Source organism: Robiginitalea insularis (assembly GCF_052497835.1).
Genome location: NZ_CP199296.1, coordinates 1,505,613 through 1,527,443, shown reverse-complemented (window position 1 = coordinate 1,527,443; position 21,831 = coordinate 1,505,613). Strand labels below are relative to the sequence as shown.

The 21,831-nt window shown below is 46.2% G+C and carries 18 protein-coding genes; 10 read left to right on the top strand and 8 right to left on the bottom strand.

Annotated elements, in window-relative coordinates:
* Nucleotides 1-9 precede the first annotated feature (9 nt).
* The 6 genes from ACT6NV_RS06965 to ACT6NV_RS06940 form a co-directional block, all read right to left on the bottom strand.
* Nucleotides 10-705 (bottom strand): aspartate/glutamate racemase family protein, encoded by a 696-nt coding sequence (locus tag ACT6NV_RS06965; RefSeq protein ID WP_445386537.1) that lies wholly within the window; start codon nucleotides 703-705, stop codon nucleotides 10-12.
* A 213-nt stretch (nucleotides 706-918) separates the two neighbouring features.
* Entirely contained in the window at nucleotides 919-2,328 is a 1,410-nt protein-coding gene (locus ACT6NV_RS06960) for an MBL fold metallo-hydrolase (RefSeq protein WP_445386536.1), read from the bottom strand.
* A 118-nt stretch (nucleotides 2,329-2,446) separates the two neighbouring features.
* Nucleotides 2,447-3,865 (bottom strand): MBL fold metallo-hydrolase, encoded by a 1,419-nt coding sequence (locus ACT6NV_RS06955; RefSeq protein WP_445386535.1) that lies wholly within the window; start codon nucleotides 3,863-3,865, stop codon nucleotides 2,447-2,449.
* Nucleotides 3,866-3,936: 71 nt separating this feature from the next.
* Entirely contained in the window at nucleotides 3,937-5,670 is a 1,734-nt protein-coding gene (locus tag ACT6NV_RS06950; protein ID WP_445386534.1) for a SulP family inorganic anion transporter, read from the bottom strand.
* A 38-nt stretch (nucleotides 5,671-5,708) separates the two neighbouring features.
* Nucleotides 5,709-6,344: a Crp/Fnr family transcriptional regulator gene (locus ACT6NV_RS06945; protein WP_445386533.1), complete on the bottom strand. Its 636-nt coding sequence runs from the start codon at nucleotides 6,342-6,344 to the stop codon at nucleotides 5,709-5,711.
* A 6-nt stretch (nucleotides 6,345-6,350) separates the two neighbouring features.
* Nucleotides 6,351-6,740, bottom strand: a complete 390-nt coding sequence (locus tag ACT6NV_RS06940) for a DUF983 domain-containing protein (RefSeq protein WP_445386532.1) — start codon at nucleotides 6,738-6,740, stop codon at nucleotides 6,351-6,353.
* 188 nt (nucleotides 6,741-6,928) lie between these two features.
* On the opposite strand from ACT6NV_RS06940, the gene ACT6NV_RS06935 reads away from it, so the two are divergent.
* The 9 genes from ACT6NV_RS06935 (at nucleotide 6,929) to ACT6NV_RS06895 (ending at nucleotide 18,812) form a co-directional block, all read left to right on the top strand.
* A complete protein-coding gene (locus ACT6NV_RS06935; protein ID WP_445386531.1) occupies nucleotides 6,929-7,693 on the top strand; it encodes a DUF6090 family protein in 765 nt (254 codons plus the stop codon).
* 14 nt (nucleotides 7,694-7,707) lie between these two features.
* The gene (locus ACT6NV_RS06930; protein WP_445386530.1) at nucleotides 7,708-8,493 is read left to right on the top strand and encodes a DUF6090 family protein; all 786 of its coding nucleotides are present in this window, start codon (nucleotides 7,708-7,710) and stop codon (nucleotides 8,491-8,493) included.
* Between the two features lie 186 nt (nucleotides 8,494-8,679).
* Nucleotides 8,680-9,789 carry a helix-turn-helix domain-containing protein gene (locus tag ACT6NV_RS06925; protein ID WP_445386529.1) on the top strand — a complete coding sequence of 370 codons (1,110 nt, stop codon included), beginning with the start codon at nucleotides 8,680-8,682 and terminating at the stop codon, nucleotides 9,787-9,789.
* Between the two features lie 122 nt (nucleotides 9,790-9,911).
* Complete coding sequence (locus ACT6NV_RS06920; RefSeq protein WP_445386528.1) at nucleotides 9,912-11,546, top strand: nitrilase-related carbon-nitrogen hydrolase; 1,635 nt, start codon at nucleotides 9,912-9,914, stop codon at nucleotides 11,544-11,546.
* 155 nt (nucleotides 11,547-11,701) lie between these two features.
* Complete coding sequence (locus ACT6NV_RS06915; RefSeq protein ID WP_445386527.1) at nucleotides 11,702-14,959, top strand: S41 family peptidase; 3,258 nt, start codon at nucleotides 11,702-11,704, stop codon at nucleotides 14,957-14,959.
* Between the two features lie 21 nt (nucleotides 14,960-14,980).
* Nucleotides 14,981-16,336 (top strand): serine hydrolase domain-containing protein, encoded by a 1,356-nt coding sequence (locus tag ACT6NV_RS06910; RefSeq protein ID WP_445386526.1) that lies wholly within the window; start codon nucleotides 14,981-14,983, stop codon nucleotides 16,334-16,336.
* A gap of 129 nt (nucleotides 16,337-16,465) precedes the next feature.
* Entirely contained in the window at nucleotides 16,466-16,987 is a 522-nt protein-coding gene (locus ACT6NV_RS06905; RefSeq protein WP_445386525.1) for a DinB family protein, read from the top strand.
* A 130-nt stretch (nucleotides 16,988-17,117) separates the two neighbouring features.
* On the top strand, nucleotides 17,118-17,294 hold the full coding sequence (locus ACT6NV_RS06900) for a hypothetical protein (RefSeq protein ID WP_445386524.1): 177 nt from the start codon (nucleotides 17,118-17,120) through the stop codon (nucleotides 17,292-17,294).
* Nucleotides 17,295-17,438: 144 nt separating this feature from the next.
* Nucleotides 17,439-18,812, top strand: a complete 1,374-nt coding sequence (locus tag ACT6NV_RS06895) for a transglycosylase SLT domain-containing protein (RefSeq protein ID WP_445386523.1) — start codon at nucleotides 17,439-17,441, stop codon at nucleotides 18,810-18,812.
* A gap of 31 nt (nucleotides 18,813-18,843) precedes the next feature.
* On the opposite strand, the gene ACT6NV_RS06890 is transcribed toward ACT6NV_RS06895, so the two are convergent.
* Both ACT6NV_RS06890 and ACT6NV_RS06885 read right to left on the bottom strand, forming a co-directional pair.
* Nucleotides 18,844-20,574 carry a hypothetical protein gene (locus tag ACT6NV_RS06890; RefSeq protein ID WP_445386522.1) on the bottom strand — a complete coding sequence of 577 codons (1,731 nt, stop codon included), beginning with the start codon at nucleotides 20,572-20,574 and terminating at the stop codon, nucleotides 18,844-18,846.
* Nucleotides 20,575-20,704: 130 nt separating this feature from the next.
* Nucleotides 20,705-21,034, bottom strand: a complete 330-nt coding sequence (locus ACT6NV_RS06885) for a YegP family protein (protein WP_445386521.1) — start codon at nucleotides 21,032-21,034, stop codon at nucleotides 20,705-20,707.
* A gap of 248 nt (nucleotides 21,035-21,282) precedes the next feature.
* Between ACT6NV_RS06885 and ACT6NV_RS06880 the strand changes: the two genes are divergently transcribed.
* Entirely contained in the window at nucleotides 21,283-21,705 is a 423-nt protein-coding gene (locus ACT6NV_RS06880) for a DoxX family protein (protein WP_445386520.1), read from the top strand.
* The last annotated feature ends 126 nt before the right edge of the window (nucleotides 21,706-21,831 follow it).

Here is a 21,831-nt window from a genome sequence, read left to right as displayed (position 1 = left end):
GATAAAAGTCTATGTGTTATGGTCATTTTCCAAAATGTAATCTACAGCCATCTGAGCGTGTAACTGGGTGGTAGGGATCAGCGGAATATCTGCATCCCCTTCTTTTAACAAAAGTGGTAATTCTGTGCAGCCCAAAATAATTCCTTGAGCCCCCCTCTTTTTTAGCAAATGTACCTGATCGAGGAAGAATTTTCTTGCCTCGGGTGTGAATTTACCTTGTGTCAACTCCGTTGAAACATATCGATGTGACTGTTGCAGGGAGTGGGCTTCGGGTATGATGGTTTCAATACCATAAGACCTCTCGAGGATTTTAGGGATAAAATCTCCGGTCATGGTGGGTTTATTGCCCAGCAACCCAAGCTTTTTAAGCCCCAGGCGCTTCGCTTCGGCCCCAATTGCATGGGCGATATGTAAAAACGGTATCCCTATTTTTGGCTGTACATGTTCATAAACCATGTGCGGGGTGTTCGCACAGATCACAATAGCTTCTGCTCCTGCCGCTTCAAGCTTCTGTGCCACCTCAGTATATTTCCGATAAATTTTTGGCCGGTCTTGCTCCCGCATCAATTCAATATTAATACTGTAAATGATCAGTTCAGGATTGGCCTGTTCACCTATGACTTTTCCAACCCCTTCGTTAATCAGGCGGTAGTAAGGGATAGTGGAGTGCCATGAGGTCCCTCCTATTAGTCCTATGGTTCTCATACTAATTTCTTTTAAAGATTTGAACAAAAAAAGCGGCCTGCATTCTGACAGGCCGCTCTTCACTAAAAACAATCAACTCAACCATTCTAAAAGTCTTCCTGTCGAAGACAGGGTGCTCTTAACACTTATAACTCTAAAGTACTACTTCCAACTTCCGGGCACAGTAACAATGGTTACACAAGCTGTTATTTTCTTCAACTCCAGGCAAACGGCCTACAGGGTTGACGGACACACGTAATCTGTTACCGGCAGCCCGGCCTCCTTCATGGCCTTAAAGCCTCCTTCAATATTCACCAGGTTGTGTATCCCCCGGCTCTTGAGAATGGAAGCGGCTATCATACTTCTATACCCCCCGGCACAATTCAGGTAGAAAACTCTTTCGCTGGGGAAAGCGCTCAGGTGATCGTTGAGGAAATCGAGAGGTGTGTTCTCGGCCCCCTCCAGGTGTTCAGAAAGGTATTCGCTTTCTTTGCGTACGTCAAACACCTGAATATTTTCCTCCTTTAAGCGGGTTTTTAACGCATCTGCCTTAATCGGGCTCACGATATCGTATTCCATAGACGCATTTTTCCAGGCCGAAAATCCCCCTTTTAAATAGCCTAGGGTATTGTCAAACCCTACGCGTGATAAACGGGTAACGGCTTCTTCTTCCCTTCCTTCAGGGGCAACCAGGAGAATGGGTTGGTTTACATCGGCAATCAGGGCTCCTGCCCAGGGCGCAAAGCTTCCGTCAAGCCCTATAAATACGGATCTTGGGATATGCCCTTTAGAAAATTCATCCTCGCTGCGGACATCCAGAACCAGTGCCCCGGTCTCGTTGGCTGCCGCTTCGAAAGCCTCCGGGCTGAGTTCGCGTGTTCCACGTTCTAATACCTTTTCCACATCCTCATATCCCTCTTTATTCAATTTCACATTTAAAGGGAAGTATTGCGGAGGTGGCAGCAAGCCATCGGTAACTTCCTTAATAAATTCTTCCCGGCTCATATCGGCTCGGAGCGCATAATTCATTTTCTTCTGATTCCCCAGTGTATCCACGGTTTCCTTCATCATGTTTTTCCCACAGGCAGAGCCTGCACCATGAGCAGGATAAACAATTACATCGTCGGCCAGGGGCATGATTTTCTCCCTCAGGCTGTCGAAAAGGGTAGACGCCAATTGTTCCTGGGTCATATCGGCTGCCTTCTGAGCAAGGTCTGGGCGTCCAACGTCACCCAGGAAAAGAGTGTCCCCACTAAATATAGCGTGGTCCTTCCCGTTTTCATCCCTTAAAAGGTAAGTAGTGCTTTCCATGGTATGGCCCGGGGTATGCAATACAATGATACTAATCGCTCCCAGTTTGAATTCCTGTCCGTCTTCCGCAATGATGGCTTCAAAGCTGGGGTTGGCCAAAGGACCATAGATTATGGGGGCCCCGGTTTTCTCTGAAAGGGTAACATGCCCACTTACAAAGTCTGCATGAAAATGGGTTTCAAAAATGTATTTAATTTCGGCTCCTTCCTGCCGTGCTTTCATGATATAGGGGGTCACCTCCCGCAACGGGTCTATTATAGCAACTTCCCCTTCACTTTCAATATAATAAGCTCCCTGGGCAAGGCAACCGGTATAAATCTGTTCGATTTTCATAAATACTGTATTAAAATTCTATACAAAAAAACAAAGATGTCCGCAATCTTACAGTAACCACAGTTACACAAGAAAAAGCCCGGCTAACAGAGCCGGGCTTTTATACTTTCATCTGTTATTACAAGAGAGTGGTAGGGCAAACATATTCCGATTTAGGAAGTTCTGTTTCCTTTAAGGCATCAAAGCCGCCTCTGATGTCTGCGAAATTATCCCAGCCTCTTTGCTTCAGTATGGAAGAAGCAATCATAGAGCGATAGCCCCCGGCACAGTGAAGCAGGAACGGCTTGTCTTTTGGGATTTCTGCCAAATGTTGGTTTATCTCATTCAAAGGAATATTGACTGCATCGATAAGGTGCTCCGAATCAAACTCGCTCTTTTTGCGAACGTCAATAACCATAGGGAGCTGATGCTTTTCATATTGATCTACTACCTGCTCAACAGTTGACCTGCGGGTTTGCTCCATGTCTTTGCCTGATTTCTTCCAGCTGTCAATACCCCCTTTGAGGTATCCAAGGGTATTGTCGTAACCAACCCTTGAAAGGCGGGTAACCGCTTCTTCTTCTTTACCGGGTTCTGTGATTAGTAAGATAGGTTGTTTTACATCCGGGATCATCTCGCCAACCCACTGGGCAAAACTACCCTCTAACCCTATATTGATGCTATTGGGAATAAAACCTTTGGCAAAATCCTCGGCATTCCGGGTATCCAGGACCAGGGCACCGGTTTCATTGGCCGCTGCCTCAAAAGCCTCGGCAGACAACGGCTGAGTACCCCTTTCCATAATGGTATCCAGGGACTCGTATCCTTTGATATTCATAAGCACATTTTGGGGAAAATATCCTGGAGGTGCAGTCAGCCCGGTAAGCAATTCTTTAATGAATTCCTCTTTGCTCATATCTGGTTGCAGGGCATAATTTACCTCTTTCTGGTGTCCTAGGGTATCTGTAGTTTCCTTGCTCATCATTTTGCCACAGGCAGAACCTGCGCCATGATTGGGATATACAATAAGGTCATCTGAAAGCGGCATGATCTTATTGCGAAGGCTATCGTATAAATGTCCTGCCAGTTTTTCCTCGGTTAAATCTGAAACCACATGCTGGGCCAGGTCAGGCCTTCCAACATCCCCTATAAACAAAGTATCCCCGGTTATAATCCCGTGTTCCTTTCCTTTATCATCAATCAGGAGATAGGTGGTGCTCTCCATGGTGTGCCCCGGGGTATGAATAACCTTAACCTTGTAATCACCTACTTTAAATACCTGCCCATCTTTGGCAACCGTAGCTTCATAGCCGGGTTTCGCATTGGGTCCGAATACGATTTCAGCTCCTGTTTTTTTCCGGAGATCCAGATGTCCGCTCACAAAATCTGCATGAAAATGCGTTTCAAAGACATATTTGATTTCCGCGTTGTCAATCTGGGCCCGGTCAATATAGGGTTGTACTTCCCTTAGCGGATCAAATACGGCCGCTTCGCCTTTACTTTCGATGTAGTAGGCCGCATGGGCCAGGCAGCCTGTATAAATTTGTTCTACTTTCATTTGTTTAATTTTTTGGAAATGATGTTTCCTATAAAAGTAGGAATTGGCAAACTGAAATTCAGTTACTTAGGTTACACAAGGCGTTTCCCGGATTGAGTTGAAATTTGCCGCTCCATCTCGGTTTTCTCACTGGCATCCAGGCAATGTTCGTAGGCCTCATAGGTTCGTACAAAAAGGTTTTCCCGTCCGATATCGTCAATTAAGCCGCTAGTGTAGAGAATATCCCGTGTTGGCCCAATGGCCCCGGCCAGTAACAGGCGTATATTCCTGGATTTAAGCTCCTTTACCAAAGCGCGAAGCATAAAAACCGCCGTACTGTCTATATAACTGATAGCTTCGGCATTCAGGATAACATATTTTAAAAGTGGGCCTTTCCGCTTAATTTCAGATTCCAGGCGGACCCTGAAATAGTCCTTATTCCCGAAAAACAATTGCCCGTCAAATCTCAGGATCAGAAAGTCGTTAAAGACCTCAATATTTTCCGAAAAGCGGTTTATATTCTTAAAGTAATTAGTGCCTTTAATCCTGCCCAGTATGGCAATATGCGGGTTGGAAATACGGTAAACCAGCAATAAAAGGGAAAAAAGAACCCCTAATAAGATCCCTTCCTTAATACCCAGGCTTAACGTTAGCAAAAAGGTCGCCAGTAATAATAAAAATTCATCCTTGCGGTTTTTCCAGAGCTGTACCGGGTATTTTAAATCTATCAGTCCGAAAACGGCAACCATGATAATGGCTGCCAAAATGGTATTGGGCAGGTAATAAAATACGGGCGTGAGGAAGAGCAAGGTAAGCCCCACAACCACACTACTGATAAGGGAGGCAAGCCCGGAATGTGCCCCTGCCTGGTCATTTACCGCTGTTCTTGAGAATCCCCCGGTAGTAGGGTAAGACTGAAAAAAAGATCCAACAATGTTGGACATCCCCAGGGCAACGAGTTCCTGGTTGGCATCAACCGAGTTTTCTCCTCGTTTTTCCTCCACCGCCTTGGCAACAGAGATGGCTTCCATAAAAGCTATCAGTGCCAGGGTGAGCGCTATCGGAAACAATTGGGATACCCGTTCCCATTGTACCTCCGGAACTACAAAACCAGGCAGTCCGCCGGGGACTTCCCCAACGATCCGCACTCCTGAAGCGTCCAAGCCGAGCAAATATACCGCTAGTACTCCCAAAAATACGGCCAGTAAGGCTCCGGGAAGCCTGGGACTCACTTTTTTCATTATCTTTATTAGCACAATAGCCGAGATACCAATAACAAGAGTTGTCAGATGGGTATCCGGAAGGGTTTTTGCCGCATTGAGCAATAATATCTGGATTTGGTTGCTTCCTTCAATATCGGTCCCCAAAAGATGTTTTAACTGACTCAGGCCTATTATGATGGCAGCGGCAGAGGTAAAACCGCTGATCACCGGCCGGGAGAGAAAATTGACCAGAAACCCCATTCGCAACAGTCCGAATACCGTTTGAAGCACCCCCATAAATAAGGCGAGGAAAATAGCCATGGCCAGGTACTCCTCTATCCCCGAAAGGGATAAAGCCCCTAATCCGGAAGCGACAAGCAGCGAATCCATGGCTACCGGACCTACGGCCAACTGCCTGGAGGTCCCCATCAGAGCGTATATTATTTGAGGAATCATGGCAGCGTACAATCCAAAAACAGGGGGCAATCCTGCTATCATGGCGTAGGCCATACCCTGTGGGATAAGCATTATGCCTACGGTTACTCCTGCCGAGACATCACCGGAAAGGTATTCTTTTCGGTACCCCGGAAGCCAGCTGAGAATGGGAAAGAATTTTTTAAGCATAACGGTTTGGTTCACTTTAGCCCTTGTCCGGGAAAAGCTTAATCGAGATTTTTTATTCGTATATAGTTCCGGTGTAATTCTATTTTTCCCATTTGTTCCAGCTTCTTCAGCAGACGGGAAATAACCACCCGGGAACTGTGCAAATCGTAAGCGATTTCCTGATGTGTATTGCGGATAATGGCATCCTGGTTTACCCGAGCTTTTTCCCTGAGGTAATTTACCAGGCGTTCATCCATGTTTAGGAAAGCAATGCTGTCTATGGTTTGGAGCATTTCATTTAATCTGCTGTTGTAGCTTTCAAACACAAAGTTCCTCCAACTCCTGTATTTTGCCGTCCACTCTTCCATTTTGCGAATGGGAATCATAATCAGTTTGGCGTCTGTCTCGGCAATAGCGCGGATTTCGCTTTTGGTTTGACCCATGCAGCAACTCATGGTCATTGAGCAGGTGTCTCCCTGCTCCAGATAATACAATAGCAGTTCATCCCCGTCCGCATCTTCCCGGAGTATTTTGATAACCCCTGAAATCAGTAGCGGCATGCCTTTTATGTAATCCCCGATTTCCATAAGCTTATGGCCGGCCGGAACTTCCTTAAAAGTGCCTACCTGTGCAATTTCAGCAATCAGTGCATCTTCGAAGACCCTTCCATAACTTGCTTTCAGTTCCTGTATCATACGTTTCTACCTTACTTTTTCCGCAATTTGCTTGTCGTATTTAAAAAAGAAATTTGCCCAGATGCTTTTGGAAACCGCACCAATGTAGGGCATCAATAAGACCAGGGTAACCACTATAGAACCGAAAATACCAACCAGGCTCAGTTCCAGTCCAAAAATCAGAATAAGCATGTAAACGGCAATGGCAACGGCAACGCCTACCCCATAGGATACATACATGGAGCCGTAGTAAAAACTGGGTTCAATTTTATATTTAAGCTCACATTTGGGGCAATGCTCCCGCACCTTGTTAAATTTACTGAGCTCATAGGGGTTGCCCTGCAGAAAAGCGCCCTCATGACAGCGGGGACATTTTAGAAAAAGAATGCTGAATAACTTACTGCCTTTTCCAAGCATAGTGCCGAATTAGATGCACAAAGTTAGCGGATGCCCCCTAACTATATTGTGACTTTTGTTACATTTTGGGGATAGGGTCTCTCCCCTTTGAGAATTCTTAGGCAGAAACTTTTCCCGATTTGTCTCCCCTCCCTACTGGCCGGACCTAAAGATAATTAACTATCTTGGAAGGAGCTAAACCAACCTGCATGATTGCTTTTTTTCGTCGGATACGACAGCAGCTGATATTCAAAAACCACCTTTCGAGATACCTGCTTTATGCCATTGGGGAAATTGCCCTGGTAATGATCGGGATCCTGCTGGCACTGCAGGTCAACAACTGGAACGAAGAACGCAAACAGAAACAGGAGGAGCAGGTTTTGCTCGCGAACCTTCTAAAGGACCTGGAATCAGCAGCTCAGCAATCAGCCGTATTTATATCTAGTGAAGAAAAACTGGTAAATAACCTGGTTCTTCTGTTGGGGGTCCACCCCAAAGGCCTTACCTTTTCTCCTTCTTCCCTTAAGGAAGACAACATTCTGGAAATATTATGGAATTTCGAATCCAATGTCCCGGTCATCAATTCCTTAATAGAAATAAAGAATACCGGAAAAGCCAATATCATCTCCAATGCCCGGATCAGGGAAAAATTCACGAGCCTGGAATTATCGTTAAACCGTTTGAATACTGCTGTTAAAGACCGTCTTACGGTTCAGCAAATACGCATAGACGGCATTGCAGAAAATGAAATTAATTTTGTAAGATATCTCAACTCCCCCTCCACAAAGATCGAGGTTGACCTGAAGGGAGAATCTGAAAACAATTATATGGACCTCTTTCAAAAGCAGAACATCCGCAACCTGCTTGTTATGAAGCTGGTACTGTCGAATGAAGTGCTTTCGATACGACAGGATTTACAAAATGAATTAGACCAGGTCATCCAATTGACCGAAAAGGAACTTGAGGTATTCTAAATTGTATTCGAAAAATGATTTCATTCTTCCGTAAAATCCGGCATAGCCTATTAGAGAAAAATCTGTTATCCCGCTACCTGTTATATGCCATAGGTGAGATAGCCCTGGTAGTGATTGGAATCCTGATTGCCCTGCAAATCGACAACTGGAATGAAGAGCAAAAAGAGCGCAAACGGGAAATTTCCTATTTACAGCGGTTGGAAGAAAATCTCAATACAGACCTGGAGATACTTGATTTAAACCTCGCGTTTTACGCCCAGGTCTTTGATTACGGACAGGTGGCCCTTGATTATTCCAATGGCATTCAAAAAAACAGCACCTCAGATTGGGAAGTCCTTGTTTCTTTTTTCCATGCCAGCCAGATCTGGCCTGTTATTGCTTCAGCATCTACCTACGAAGAACTCAAGAGTTCCGGCGAGTTGTCCCTAATCCAAAGCACGGAGTTGCGGAATAAGATGTCATTCTACTACGGTGGTGGGCAGATCCGCTACCAGCAAACAGTAGGAATAAACCCCCCATACCGCAAAAATGCAAGGGGACAGATCCCTCATGATATCCAGAACTACTTATGGGAACACTGCCATATAACAAATGGGGATCTTCAAATCCTTACTTCCTGTTCCCCAGGGGCCGATCCCGAAAGAATTCAAAAAGTACTTCGGAAATTAGCCAGTGATCCGGAATTGATAGCAGATCTCAATTTTTATATGTCCAGTATTAAAGTGGGCGAAGACACCATCCTTGAGCAACGAAAATTGTGCGCGCGCATGCTGGAAGAGATAAGGGGCTATATCCCATAAGTTCAGATCCATCCCGGCAGCCTTAACTAAATGGAAGGTTACTTTAACAATAGATGTGAATAGAAAGTTTGACCGTAATGATCAGATAGCTTGTGTTTTCTTGTGTAAACCGTACCTTAGAGAGAGAATCATCAGTTTTTAAACCCCAATAAGCAGAATTTTAAAAAGTGGAATAAATCCTTGCAAATGTCCACCATCATCCAGATCCTTTATTTGATTGTCATCTTCCAGACGTTTTTTATCGGTCTCTTTCTTATGGGGGCGGGCAAAGGAAGAAAACTGAGCAATCGCCTGCTGGGATGCTTCTTTTTCTGCCTCGGGGCAGGCCTGGTGGATTTCTACCTTCTGGTTAATGGCTATTACCAACACCATTCCCAATACGTCTTTTTCCTGAACAGCCTTGCCATTTTACATGCTCCTTTGTTGTTGCTGTATACACAATCGCTTACCAACCCGCGCTTTCGCCTACGCTGGGTGCATCTATTCCATGCCATTCCTTTTTTGCTGGCCCTTGGCCTGCTTTTGCAATTCTATTACAACCAAACCTCATCAACAAGGGAATTTATCATGGAAGAAGTGGTAAAGGGGCAGGCTACCACTACCATTGTTATCAGCCTTGTAGGGTTTGTTTATGAGCTAGTCTATCTGATCAGCATCAAAATGCTGATATACAATTACAGAAAAAAATTAAAAGAGCACTTTTCCAATCTTGCGGAGATCAACCTGAACTGGCTGAGTTACCTGGTCAACATATTTATAATTTCCTTTCTGGCGAGTGCGCTTTCCAGTATCCTGAGGCACAGTCAAACGGATGGCTTTAATGGTTGGGTCCTCGTTTTTGCGCTGGCCGGGACCTTTTACTTTATCAATAGTATTTTGCTCAAAGGCTTGCATCAGAACAAACTGTTCTTAGGGGTATCCTGGGATTCTGAAACAAATGATGCATCCGGAGATTCCGATAAAAACCTGCTACAGAAACTCAAGCAACACCTTTTGGAGAATAAACCCTATCTGGACCCCGAATTGTCTTTGGGGCAACTGGCCAAGCAAATGCATGCCTCCCCCCGGCAACTTTCCGCATTGATAAACAAGGGCATGGGAAAATCTTTTTTTGACCTTATCAACAATTACCGGATTGAAGAGGCCAAACGTGTCCTTAAAGAATCTACAGACCCGGGGCTTACTGTACTGGAAGTAATGTATGAAGTCGGGTTTAATTCCAAATCGAGTTTTAATACTGCCTTTAAAAAATATACCGGGCTTACCCCTACCGCTTACAAGAACCGTATTTCCTGACTCTTTACAAGGTTCGACTTTCAGGCCATCCATCCGAACCCATTTAATCCGTACGACTTTCTGTATCCGGTCGATCCGTGACTGTTTATACCATTCCTTTGGGGTAATAAAACAATTTGGTCATGAAAACTTTAAAGAATTATTTAACGAATCCTTACCTGGCACTGATGCTGGGTCTTTCCTTTAATCTGCTGGGTTCCCCCAAATGGACTGTCTTTATCGGCCCGTGGATCGGAATTCCTTTTATCCTTTACTTCTTCCGTAAAGTATCTGGCTGGAAAGCCTATTTATTTGCCTTTGCAGTATTTTTCATTTCGGGTTTTATTGGCCTTTTTGAGGTCTTTCCGGCTCCACTGCCGATCCTGCTCATCATTCTCATTATTGTCACTATCATAAGTCTTATCCCTTATCTTCTCGACAAATGGACTGGTGCCGCGAAAAGAGGTTTTGCAGGAACCCTCATCTTCCCTGCCACCCTGGTCGTGATGGAATATGTCAATACCCTGGACAGAGGGGATGTATGGAGTTCGGTTGCCAATACACAATACGATTTTCTCCCCTTACAGCAAATAGCTGCTGTTTTTGGGATATGGGGGATTACGTTTTTAATCGGCTGGTTTGCTTCCCTGATGAACTGGATGGCAGACACCAATTGGGACTGGAAAGCCCATAGGAAAAGTCTGTTGCTGGCAACCGGGGTTTACATTTTGGCTCTTGGATATGGAACATTCCGGATTACAATGGGTCCGGAAAGGGATGTTGAAAAAGTACAAGTTGCAGGAATAACCATGAACAATACCAGCATCATGGAACAATTATACTATGACGTGTTTGAAAAAACGATACATATTCCGGCAGATGCTTCCCAAACCTCCCCCATATTGCAGGAAGCAAATAAAGCAATGGTACCGTTTATTGAAAACCCGGACAGCGAAACCTTTGCCCTTACCCGTAAAGTAATGGACGATAATCTAAATCATCTACTGGAACAGAGCAGGGTAGCGGCTAAGAAAGGGGCCCGGATAATCGTCTGGTCAGAGGCAATTGGCCTGATCATAGATTCCAAAGAGGACTCATTGCTGCAAAAGGCCACTGAACTGGCGCGGGAAGAAAAAGTATATTTATTGATTGCCCTGGGGGTAGTTCAGCCAGGCCCGGTTACAGCTGACAGGCTGCTGTTAATTAACAAAACCGTTGCGATAGGTCCGGAGGGGCAAATCCTAAATGAATACCTGAAAAGTAACCCAGTCCCCTTCGCGGAACAGGATTACGGTTCAGACGACATTATCCCCCTGATTGAAACTCCATATGGCGGTCTGTCTCCCGTTATTTGTTACGATGCGGATTTCCCCCATTTTATGAAACAAGCCGGGAAAAATGGTGCCGATATCCTCCTGGTTCCTTCTGGGGATTGGAAAGCGATAGATCCTTACCACCCATTTATGGCGCGCTTACGGGGGATAGAAAACGGGGTTTCCGTTGTCCGTCCCGTTTCCCGTGCCACCTCCATTATTTCGGATCCTTATGGAAGGGTACTTGGCAGCGATGATTACTTCAGCGATGAAGACCACCTGCTGATGGCATCCGTACCTGTAAAAGGAGTAAATACCTTCTATTCTCAAATCGGGGATGTGCTGGTGTACTTCTGTATGGTTGTGGTCGCAGGCTTCCTGGGGTTGCGCATCAGGGATTGGTTTAGTCTGAAATCAGACCGCAAAAGGGTCCCTGCAAGCACATTATCCGGCAGCCTTGAATAATTCCGGAAGTAATCAGAAACAGAAAAGCCAACAGCATTTGTTGGCTTTTTGTCTTCACTACTTATTAGTGAACAAATTCACAGCTGCCCTTTTTGAAATATTTTAAGTACATTCTGCCTGCTAAACACTGCGCCCTGTTAAACCAAACTGTAATTATGAGAATGCTGAATTCATCCCTTTTTATAAATATCAGCTTGCTGATCTGTGCCCTGACGCTTTCGGGACCCTGTGCTTTTGGCCAGGGTTTCGAGGGATATTACCGTTATCCTGACATACATAAGGACCAACTGGTTTTTGCTGCCGAAGGGGACTTATGGCAGGTTCCCATTACAGGGGGGCTGGCCAGCCGCCTCACCTCCCACGCCGAAGAAGAAATGTATCCCGCATTTTCCCCGGATGGAAAAACCATTGCGTTTTCAGCGAGCTATGAAGGCCCGATCGAAGTCTACACTATGCCAGCAGAAGGCGGCTTGCCAACACGATGGACCTACGAATCAGACCTTTCCGTGGTAAATGGCTGGACTCCTGACGGAAAAGTTTTGTACCAAACCCGGGCATACTCCGGGGTTCCAGACTATCAGCTGGTCTCAATAGATCCCCGGACAAAAGAAAAGGAGCGCATCCCGTTGAGCCAGGCCAGTGAAGGCTGTTATGACGATAGCGGGAAGACCCTGTTTTTTGTACGTCCCGCCTATCACCGTAATGTTACCAAGCGTTATAAGGGAGGGACTGCACGCCAGCTTTGGAAATTTACAAAAGGAATGCCTGAAGCTGTTAAACTAACCTCGGATTACACAGGGGAAAGCCACCATCCCATGTGGTACGAGGGAAGGGTTTACTTTATTACCGACCGGGATGGCACAATGAATATCTGGTCCGTAAATGAAGGGGGGTCAGATCTGCAGCAACACACTGAACACACCGGCTTCGATGTTCGCTATGCCCGGCTATCGGACGGAAACATTGTCTACCAGTGGCAGGCAGACCTTTGGCTGTATAATATTGCTTCAGACACCTATAAAAAAATTGATATCCGACTTTCTTCTGACCTGGACCAGTTACGTGAAAAATGGGAAGATGAACCGGCAAAATATATAACGCATTTGGCCCCGGATCCCAAGGGTGAAAAAGTAGTGATCACTGCCAGGGGCAGGGTTTTTGTAGTTCCTGTAAAAAGCGGCAGAAGCGTGGCCTTTACTGATAAAAGCGATGTGCGGTACCGGGACGCCGTCTTTTCACATGACGGTAAAAATATTCTGGCCCTTTCAGATGAAAGTTCGGAATTTGAATTTGTCCGAATCCCTGCAGATGGAATTGGCAGCGAATCTGCGATAACAAAAGACGGAAAAGTGTTACGCTTTGGTGGAGTCCCTTCTTCTGACGGGAAATATTTGGCCTATAAAGACCTGCACGAGCGCATGTACGTTTTGGAGCTGAATTCTGGTGTCAGCACTCAGATTTCTTCTAACGACAACTATGTGGGAAAAGCTTCCTGGTCTCCGGATAGTAAATGGCTTGCATTCGAGCAGGCGGCAGATAACAATATGTTGCAGATCCTGTTATACAATACCGACACCAGGCAAAATATTCCACTTACCACTGACCGTGCAAATAGTACAAGCCCGGTCTGGAGCACTGATGGGAAATTCATATATTTTCTTTCGGACAGGAGTTTCACATCCCTGGTTCGCAGCCCCTGGGGAAGTAGGCAACCGGAGCCCTATTTTGATGCCAAATTCAAGGTTTATCACACGGCCCTGCAAAAGGGGAATCGGTCCCCTTTCCGCCCCGCTGACGAACTCTTCAGCCCTTCAGAAGACACCAAAAAAGAGAACAATACCCCGAAGGTACTTATTGAGGTGACCGGCCTGCAACAGCGAATGGAAGAGGTTCCGGTACCGGCCGGGAATTACTCAGACCTGAGTCTTAATGATGAGACACTATTTATCAAGTCTTCGGGGACAGGCCTTAACGCCAAAACCGATCTAAGCGCGATCAAAATCACCAACGAAGAGGTTAAGTTAACAACCCTTACGGAGGATATCACGGATTATATGCTCAGTGGCAATGGAAAAAAACTCCTGATCCGCAAAGGACAAAACCTCTATATGGCAGATGCGGGCAGCTCCCCAATAAGCGACCTCAGCAAAAACAAAATATCCCTGGCCAACTGGAAGATCCCAATCATCCCTCAGGAAGAATGGAAACAAATGTTTACGGATGCCTGGCGAATGGAGCGGGATTATTTTTACGACGAAAACATGCATGGAGTAGACTGGGATGCCATGCACGCCAAATACTTACCCCTCGTATCCCGGGTTACCACCCGGGAGGAGCTTTCAGATCTGATCGGTCGGTTCGTAGGGGAACTTTCCGCCCTGCATACCAGCGTACGGGGTGGGGATACAAGGGAAGACGCCAGTAATATTTCCGTTGCAAGCCTGGGGGGAATCTTTAGCCGGTCCGAGGCCGACGGAGGTTTCAGGATTGAACGTATTTACCGGGCAGACCCTGACTATCCGGATGAAAAATCCCCCCTGGACGATCCTTATCTGAACATTTCTGAAGGGGATATCATCACACATGTAAATGGGAAAGCAGCACTGACTGCACTGGATATAGGTGAATTAATACGAAACCAGACAGGTGAACAGGTTCGGTTAAGCCTCAAACAGGGTACCGGAAAGAAGGATATTATCGTAACCCCCATCGGGAACCCCTATAACCTGCGCTACCGGGACTGGGAATATTCCAACCGGCTTAGTGTTGAAAAAGCTACGGAAAACAAGGTAGGGTATCTTCATCTGAGGGCCATGGGAAGCAATGATATCAGCCAGTTTTACAGAGAATTCTACCCGGTTTTTGACCGCCCGGGACTGATTATTGATGTGCGCTATAATTTTGGCGGGAACATAGACAGCTTCATCCTTGAGAAACTATTGCGAAAGGCCTGGATGTACTGGGCCAGCCGAAATGGGAAGCCTTACTGGAACATGCAGTACGCCTTCCGCGGGCACATTGTGGTCCTGGTAAACGAAAATACGTATTCCGATGGGGAAGCATTTGCAGACGGGTTTAAAAAACTCGAACTGGGTACAACCATCGGAACCCGTACCTGGGGAGGTGAAATCTGGCTTAACAGCAGTAACCGCCTCAGTGACGGGGGCCTTGCCAGAGCCCCTATGAATGGGGTTTATGGAGAAAACGGGGAATGGCTGATTGAAGGGCACGGCTTTGAACCCGACATTGTTGTAGACAACCTCCCGCATGCGACCTTTAAAGGAGAGGATGCCCAGCTCCAAAGGGCCATCAGCCATTTGGAGGAACAAATCCGTAAAGACCCGAGAAAAGTACCCCCACCGCCGCCTTATCCGGATAAATCTTTTGAAAATGGGACAAAAAATAATGAGTAAACATTCTGTAAAAAATAGAAAATGAACCGAAAACATTTATTGTTCATCTTAAGCTTCGCCCTTTTGGTTACAAGTTGCAAAAAAACAACTGAAACCGCCACCGAAAATAAGGTAACTATATTCGCAGACTCCCTTATACAGGAGGCTGTAGACAGTTCGCGGATTGCCGGCGCAGCAGTTCTGATACACCAGAATGGCGAAACACTCCTGAACAAAACCTACGGGTACGCCAGCCTGGAACTACAGGTGCCGGTACCGGAGGAGGCCTCCTTCGAAATCGGTTCGGTTACAAAACAGTTTACGGCGGCCGCCATCCTGAAGCTTGCTGAAGATGGGAAACTATCCCTGGAAGACGATTTTAGGGATTACGTCCCTTATGATACGGGGGGGCGTGAAATTCCCATCAGTGCATTGCTGGACCATACCTCCGGTATTCCCAGCTACACGGAAATCCCTGAATTCTGGGAAATGTCTATGAGAACATATCCCAGAGACAGCCTGCTGCGGCTGGTTGAAAAAGAGCCTTTCCTCTTTGAACCGGGTGAGCGCATGATCTACAACAATACCGCCTATTTCATCCTGGGGCTGATTATTGAAAAAGTAAGTGGCAAAACGTACGAGGAATACCTCAGGGAAACCATATTTGATCCGCTGGGCATGGATAACACTTACTACTGCAGTACTTCCACAGTGATACCCGACAAAGTATACGGGTACAACTATACGGAGGATGGCCTGATGCAAAAGCCCTATCTGGACCATACCTGGCCGTATGCAGCGGGGTCTCTTTGTTCGAGCGCTTCAGACCAGCTAAAATGGTTAAAAGCCGTTCACGAAGGCGGGTTTTTCAGTGATTCCCTCTATGAATCCCTGATAGAACCTGCCCGGCTCAATGATGGAACCCAACTCCGGTATGCGAAAGGCCTTTCCGTTTTTAAAGATTACGGGCAACTGAGGATCGGACACGGGGGCGGGATAAACGGCTTCCTGTCTCAGACTCTATACTATCCAGAAGAAAAATTATATATCATTTGCCTGGTCAACACAACCGGCCCTGTAGGGGCAGGATACCTGGCCAATGAATTATCCTGGCAACTGCTGGAAAAGGAGAAATATGCCTCTCAAACTCCTGAAGTAGCTGCTGAGACCCTTGCCGGAGCGTACAAAGGACAGGTGAGGGGGCGAGTCTTGCAACTAGAGGTTGAATTAAGCCCGGAAGGACTCATCGTAGGCGAAGCCGGGCGGGCAGAAAAAGACACCCTTACCGTTTATGTGGGCAACAGCACCTGGATGGATGGAAATGATATGCTGAAATTTACGGACACAGGCATTGTCATTGATGAGGTTTCAGGCTATTATATTCTGGAAAAGCAATGATGCACATTATGGCCTTAATCCTGAATTGATTCGTATTTGAATTTTAACGTTTTTGTTGTAACTATTTGACTGATATCCAGACCTATAGTGCATAGCTTTAAAAACAAACAACCTTTTAATTCAAACATCATGAAAAATGCACTTTTTGTTCTCTGTCTGATCAGCGGTCTTGTGACGCATGCGCAGGATGCAACTATTGAGGCCCTGGTTGCCGATTTTGAAAGAGGGAAAACCATGTCCCTCGCCTATATTGATGCCATGCCTGAAGAGGCATTTGGGTTCAAGCCTGCAGAAGGCAGCCGTTCCTATGCCGAACAATTTCTACACAGTTCGCAAGGTACTATTGGCCTTACAGCCAATGGGACCGGGGCCACACCTATTTATGCCGGGCAAAATCTGGAGAAAGACCCCTCCTTTCAGACAAAAGCTGAGGTGAAGCGTCTGGTGACCGAGAGTTTTGATTTTGCCATTGCAGCTATTCAGAACATGGATCCGGCCACTTTTGAAGAGATAGTGGAGCGCGGACCTTTTAAAGTAACGCGTATCGGATGGGTGCACAAGGCAAAAGAGCATCTGAATCACCATCGCGGGCAAGCAGCCGTTTACCTGAGGCTTCAGGGAATTGTTCCCCCGCAGTACAAGCTGTTTTAGGCAGACGAAATCAATTTACTGCTTAGTTTTAAAGAGAGACGTTTTCTTTCAGGCTGTTTTAATTTCTTAATTTTTTGTTAATTTCATGGAAATAGCGTAATTTGTTGGGAACAACCAATCCGCACATTCCATGAATCCTGAAACCAAATTAATCGTAGGACGAATCGGGGCAGCCCTTCTGGGATTGCTTTTGCTCACCCTTTCCATGCTGGTATACCAGGAAATCAATGCTGGCCTTTTTGAAGAAACAGCCCACCGACTGGCTACCTCCTTCAATGAATATAGCGGATCCCTTGCACAGCGTTAACGGGCTATTTCCCTTTCGCACACAGGCGATTTATTAGCTATAATAAAATTCTTTCTTATCTTTTACCGGATCATCCGCAGATATCTTATGTTTTTAAGGCTTATCAGTTGTTTGCTGCTCCTTGTAGTAGCCAATTCCTGCCTCTTGAGCGGTTCGGAGTCTGGACGGGAAGCTTCCATTCCGCAGCGCCCTTCCCGGGATCTGGATCAAATCCGTGAAGACGGGAAGCTCCGAGCCCTGATCGCATATAGTGCAACCAGTTACTTCCTCTACAAAGGTCAAACCATGGGTTATGAATACGAGCTGCTGCGGAGGCTCGCCAACCATCTTGAACTGGAACTGGAAATACGGGTCGCCCGTGACCTGGATCAAATGCTTGAAATCCTTCAAAAGGGGCAAGTCGATATTGTCGCCCACGGTCTGGCCATTACCCAGGAGCGAAAGAAAGAAGTGGCCTTTGCAGACTATTTATACCTCACCAAACAAGTACTGGTACAGCGTAAGCCGGTAAACTGGCGGAGCCTTACCCGAGACCAGACCTTAGATTATCTCGTTCAGGACCCGGTACAGCTTATAGGGGATACGGTTAGTGTACGCAAGAATTCCTCCTACCTGAGAAGGCTGGAAAACCTTTCCCGTGAAATTGGAGGCAGCATCATTATCGATACCCTTGAAGGCAACCTTTCCACCGATGAAATCATCAAACAGGTGGTAGATAAAAAAATCAAATACACCGTGGCCGACCGCAACCTGGCCCGTATCAATGCTTCCAATTATCCGATTCTGGATATCAGCGTACCGGTCAGTTTTTCCCAACGGATCGCCTGGGCGCTGCCCAAAGGGGCAGATAAATTGCTGGAGGCTACCAATGATTGGATCGCCTCCGAAAAGCGGCAAACCGATTTCTACGTGATCTACAACAAATACTTTAAAAACAGCCGAAGTTTTAACCGGCGTATCAAAAGCGAGTTTTACAGCCTTAATAAAGACCAGATCAGTGCCTATGATACCCTGATCAAGAAAGAGGCCCGGGAACTTGGCTGGGATTGGCGCCTTCTGGCTTCGCTGGTTTACCAGGAATCCCGCTTCAATCCGGAAGCGACCTCCTGGACAGGAGCACAGGGCCTGATGCAACTTATGCCGGCCACAGCCGAAGAACTGGGGGTTGAGGATCGTTCAGACCCCGTACAAAGCATAGACGGGGGAACTAAATACCTAAGCCGTCTGGTTGAAGCCTTTGCCACAGTCCCGGATTCCATCCAACGTATCAAATTTGCCCTTGCCTCCTACAACTGCGGGTATAACCACGTTAAAGATGCCCAAAAGCTGGCTGCTGTGAAGGGGCTCAATGAATACTGCTGGGACGGTAATGTAGACAGTATGATCCTGGCCCTGAGCTATCCCAAGAACTATTACCATGAGGTGGTCGAACACGGATATGTGAGAGGGATTGAACCGTATCGCTACGTTAATCAGATATTTGACCGTTACCAGCACTATACGGCCTTGCTGGATTAACTGGTTTTTCTTCTAAGATGAGCCTGCAGGTTCAGGCCTTCAGGTATCCCTCCCGATAATATTTCTTTAAAAAATTCATCAGGTTATCCGAAAAGATGGCATCCACGATTTCTTCCGGGCTTTGGCCCATCAGCAATTCATTGAATTCTTCCGGGGTATAGGGGCGGGCCCTCCTTTCATCTATTTTTAATACCCGCCGTTTTTTGCGTACTTCCAGGAGGGAAAAATTATACCGTATCCCCTCCCGGCAATAATGCCTGAAATCCTTAAAATCTGCTGCGGTATCAAAATGGTCAAAAGGGTCCACTATGCCATCGTAGTCAGAGCCCAGGCAAACCGTCTTCCAGGAATCGCTTTCGGGGATTTGTGCCCGCTCCAGGTTCTGAGAGCGAAGATGCTCCAGGTTGATCCGGACCACATGAAAAACATTGGACAGGAATATTTGGGTATGCATCCGCCGGATTTCTTCAGAACTCCCCATAGCCCTTGATTCCACTTGCAATAATTTTTTAAACCGGCCCCCGGGCATACGGCCATCATGCAGGCAAAGCCCTATAATCCCATCCGAATCAAAAACCTCGCGTATATCCTGATCAGTGAGGTTAATATCCCAGCGGCTCACAAAAGCATCCGGGTTATTCCTGTTTATATTGGCATAATTCCTGGCAGCCTCACGGCTGGGAATCCCATTGATGGCCGCATGACTACAAATGATGGGGACCCGATCTCCTGCTTCCACCCAAAAGTTCCTCACCATTTCGGCGTAATCATCCCGGGCCTTCAGTGACATGTGTTTCGTATCGATCAGGATGCGCCGGCCATTGTGCCTGGAAAGCAGCTCTTCACTGATCAGCTTTCGCCCAAAAGATGAGATCCCCCTGTCCAGGCCCTTGGATTGATTGAATACATTCGAAAAACCCGGAACGGTTCGGTTGGGGGCATCAGCAAAACTCTTGGCATGACCCGCAAGCAGGTTATTGAAATGATGGGAAAGAGTGATGAAAAAAGGGGTGAAAGGCATCTGGTTTCCATCTTTCAAGCGTTCAATATTATTGATAAAGGCTTGTTTCACAGCTGCCTGCTCTGTCTCACTGAGATCCTCCAGGGTTTCAGCCTCAAAGAGCGCCTCACGCGGATATACCCCCAGACCATGTAAGCCTTCTAAGGATAAAATCCCGGCCATTTCATTTTGCCCGAGGCCCTCCAGTTCCAGGGCATCCTTTATCAGTCTGAATACCGGTGCCTGACGAAAATCCGGGAGTAAAGAACGGCTTTCATGCGCTTGCAAAACGGTGTTGTATTCCCGTATCAGGTCTTTAAAGTAGTTAACCTCCTCCTGATTATAAACCGAGTCCAGATAAGCCAGAGTTTGAGCTTTTGAAAAACCCGTTAACGCCTGAATAATCTTTCGATCCACGCCAAGGTTCCCAAAGAGAGAGCGCAATAGTAAGCGCTGTTTATTTGTTGCATTATTAAATGGACGATCCGGCCTGAGAAAAGGGCGCTCCGGCGGGTACAGGGCAAGGCAAAGCAAGCGGTTATTCCCTTTGTAGCAGGCATCCAGGTTGCTTTGGGTGTACTTGGCTGTGTTTTTCAAAAACAATCCAATAGCCCATTTGCGAAGCAGGCTCGCCAGCCGTAAGCCGTTAAATAACCTCCCGGTTGTTATATTGCGGACCCCTGGCCATAAACCGGGAATACTGCTATTGTTGGCCGGTTTCAGAGACGGGTGACAGTGCAGGTCAGCAATAGGCTTGGCCATTTTTCAGGCTTGTTTTAGATAAGGTTTAATTAAGTTCTGATTAAGGCTTGCTTAATCGAAAGTTAAGCCATAAAAAAAGGACAGTTATAAGAACTGCCCTTCTAATTGATAAAATTTTTCAGCTTACTGTTTAGGAAATATCCTCTACACTTGCATCAGGGGCATTTTTCTTAACCGAAGCTATCCCATTCTCCATTGCGGAAGTGGAAGAATACATCTCACTGGAACCGATTACCTGACTATTGGCTGCTTTCAGATTGAAAAATGGTGCCCCATTTTTCCCTTCTTTACGCTCGTAGCGGTTATCATCGCTGGCATTTTTCTTAACTGAGGCAATGCCGTTCTCACAGGCCGCCTTGGTATTATAAGCTTCGCTACTCAGGATGACTTGTCCATTCCCCGATTTAAGATTAAACCTGAATTTTCCGGCTTTGTCTTTCTTGATTTCAAATTTTCCCATGGTGAATATTAATTTTAGCCGTAAAATATGAAACAATCTGATTATTAGCAATAAAATCAGTGTTATACTGTGAATTTCACAGAATCCGTATCGATTCGCATTGCCATCTCTTAGGGGAAAGAGACATTATAAGCAGCGTTTTTGGCAGCTCTTCTCCCAATAAATATGATGCCGAAAGAGAACATGATGTTAAATTTTTCATTATCTCGCTTATTTTCAGTAACTTAAAAGGTGTGATATACGGATAGATGGGACGGATTAAAACACTTAACAAATGGGCCAATGCACATACGTATTATGCCCTGGATCTGCTCAGGATCCTGCTCGGTGCATTCCTTATCTATAAGATGGCCATTTTTATGTCCGATCAGCAGGCCTTTTCAGAAGTAATCAGGCCTTTTCAAAATTGGCCGGGGAGCTGGATTATCATGCATTACATTGTGGGGGCTCACTTTGTTGGCGGAATTTTTATCATCATCGGCTTGCTTACCCGCTGGGCCGCGGCCTTGCAGATACCTATTCTTTTGGGTGCTGTTATGGTTAATTTCTTAGGGGAATGGCATTCAGGGGAGTTTTTCCTTGCCTTTGCTGTCTTACTGGTATGCCTTTTCTTCTTGCTTTACGGCTCAGGGAAACACTCTGTGGATTACTATCTTAAAATGCAGAAATAAGCCCCCTGCCTCCTCATACCTGAAGCCGAAATTGCATTCCCCTTTCTTCTTTTGCTGTTAAGATGACTAGTGGAACCCAAAGTATTGTTGAAAACCCTATCTTAGCTTTAACCTTGGCCTAATATT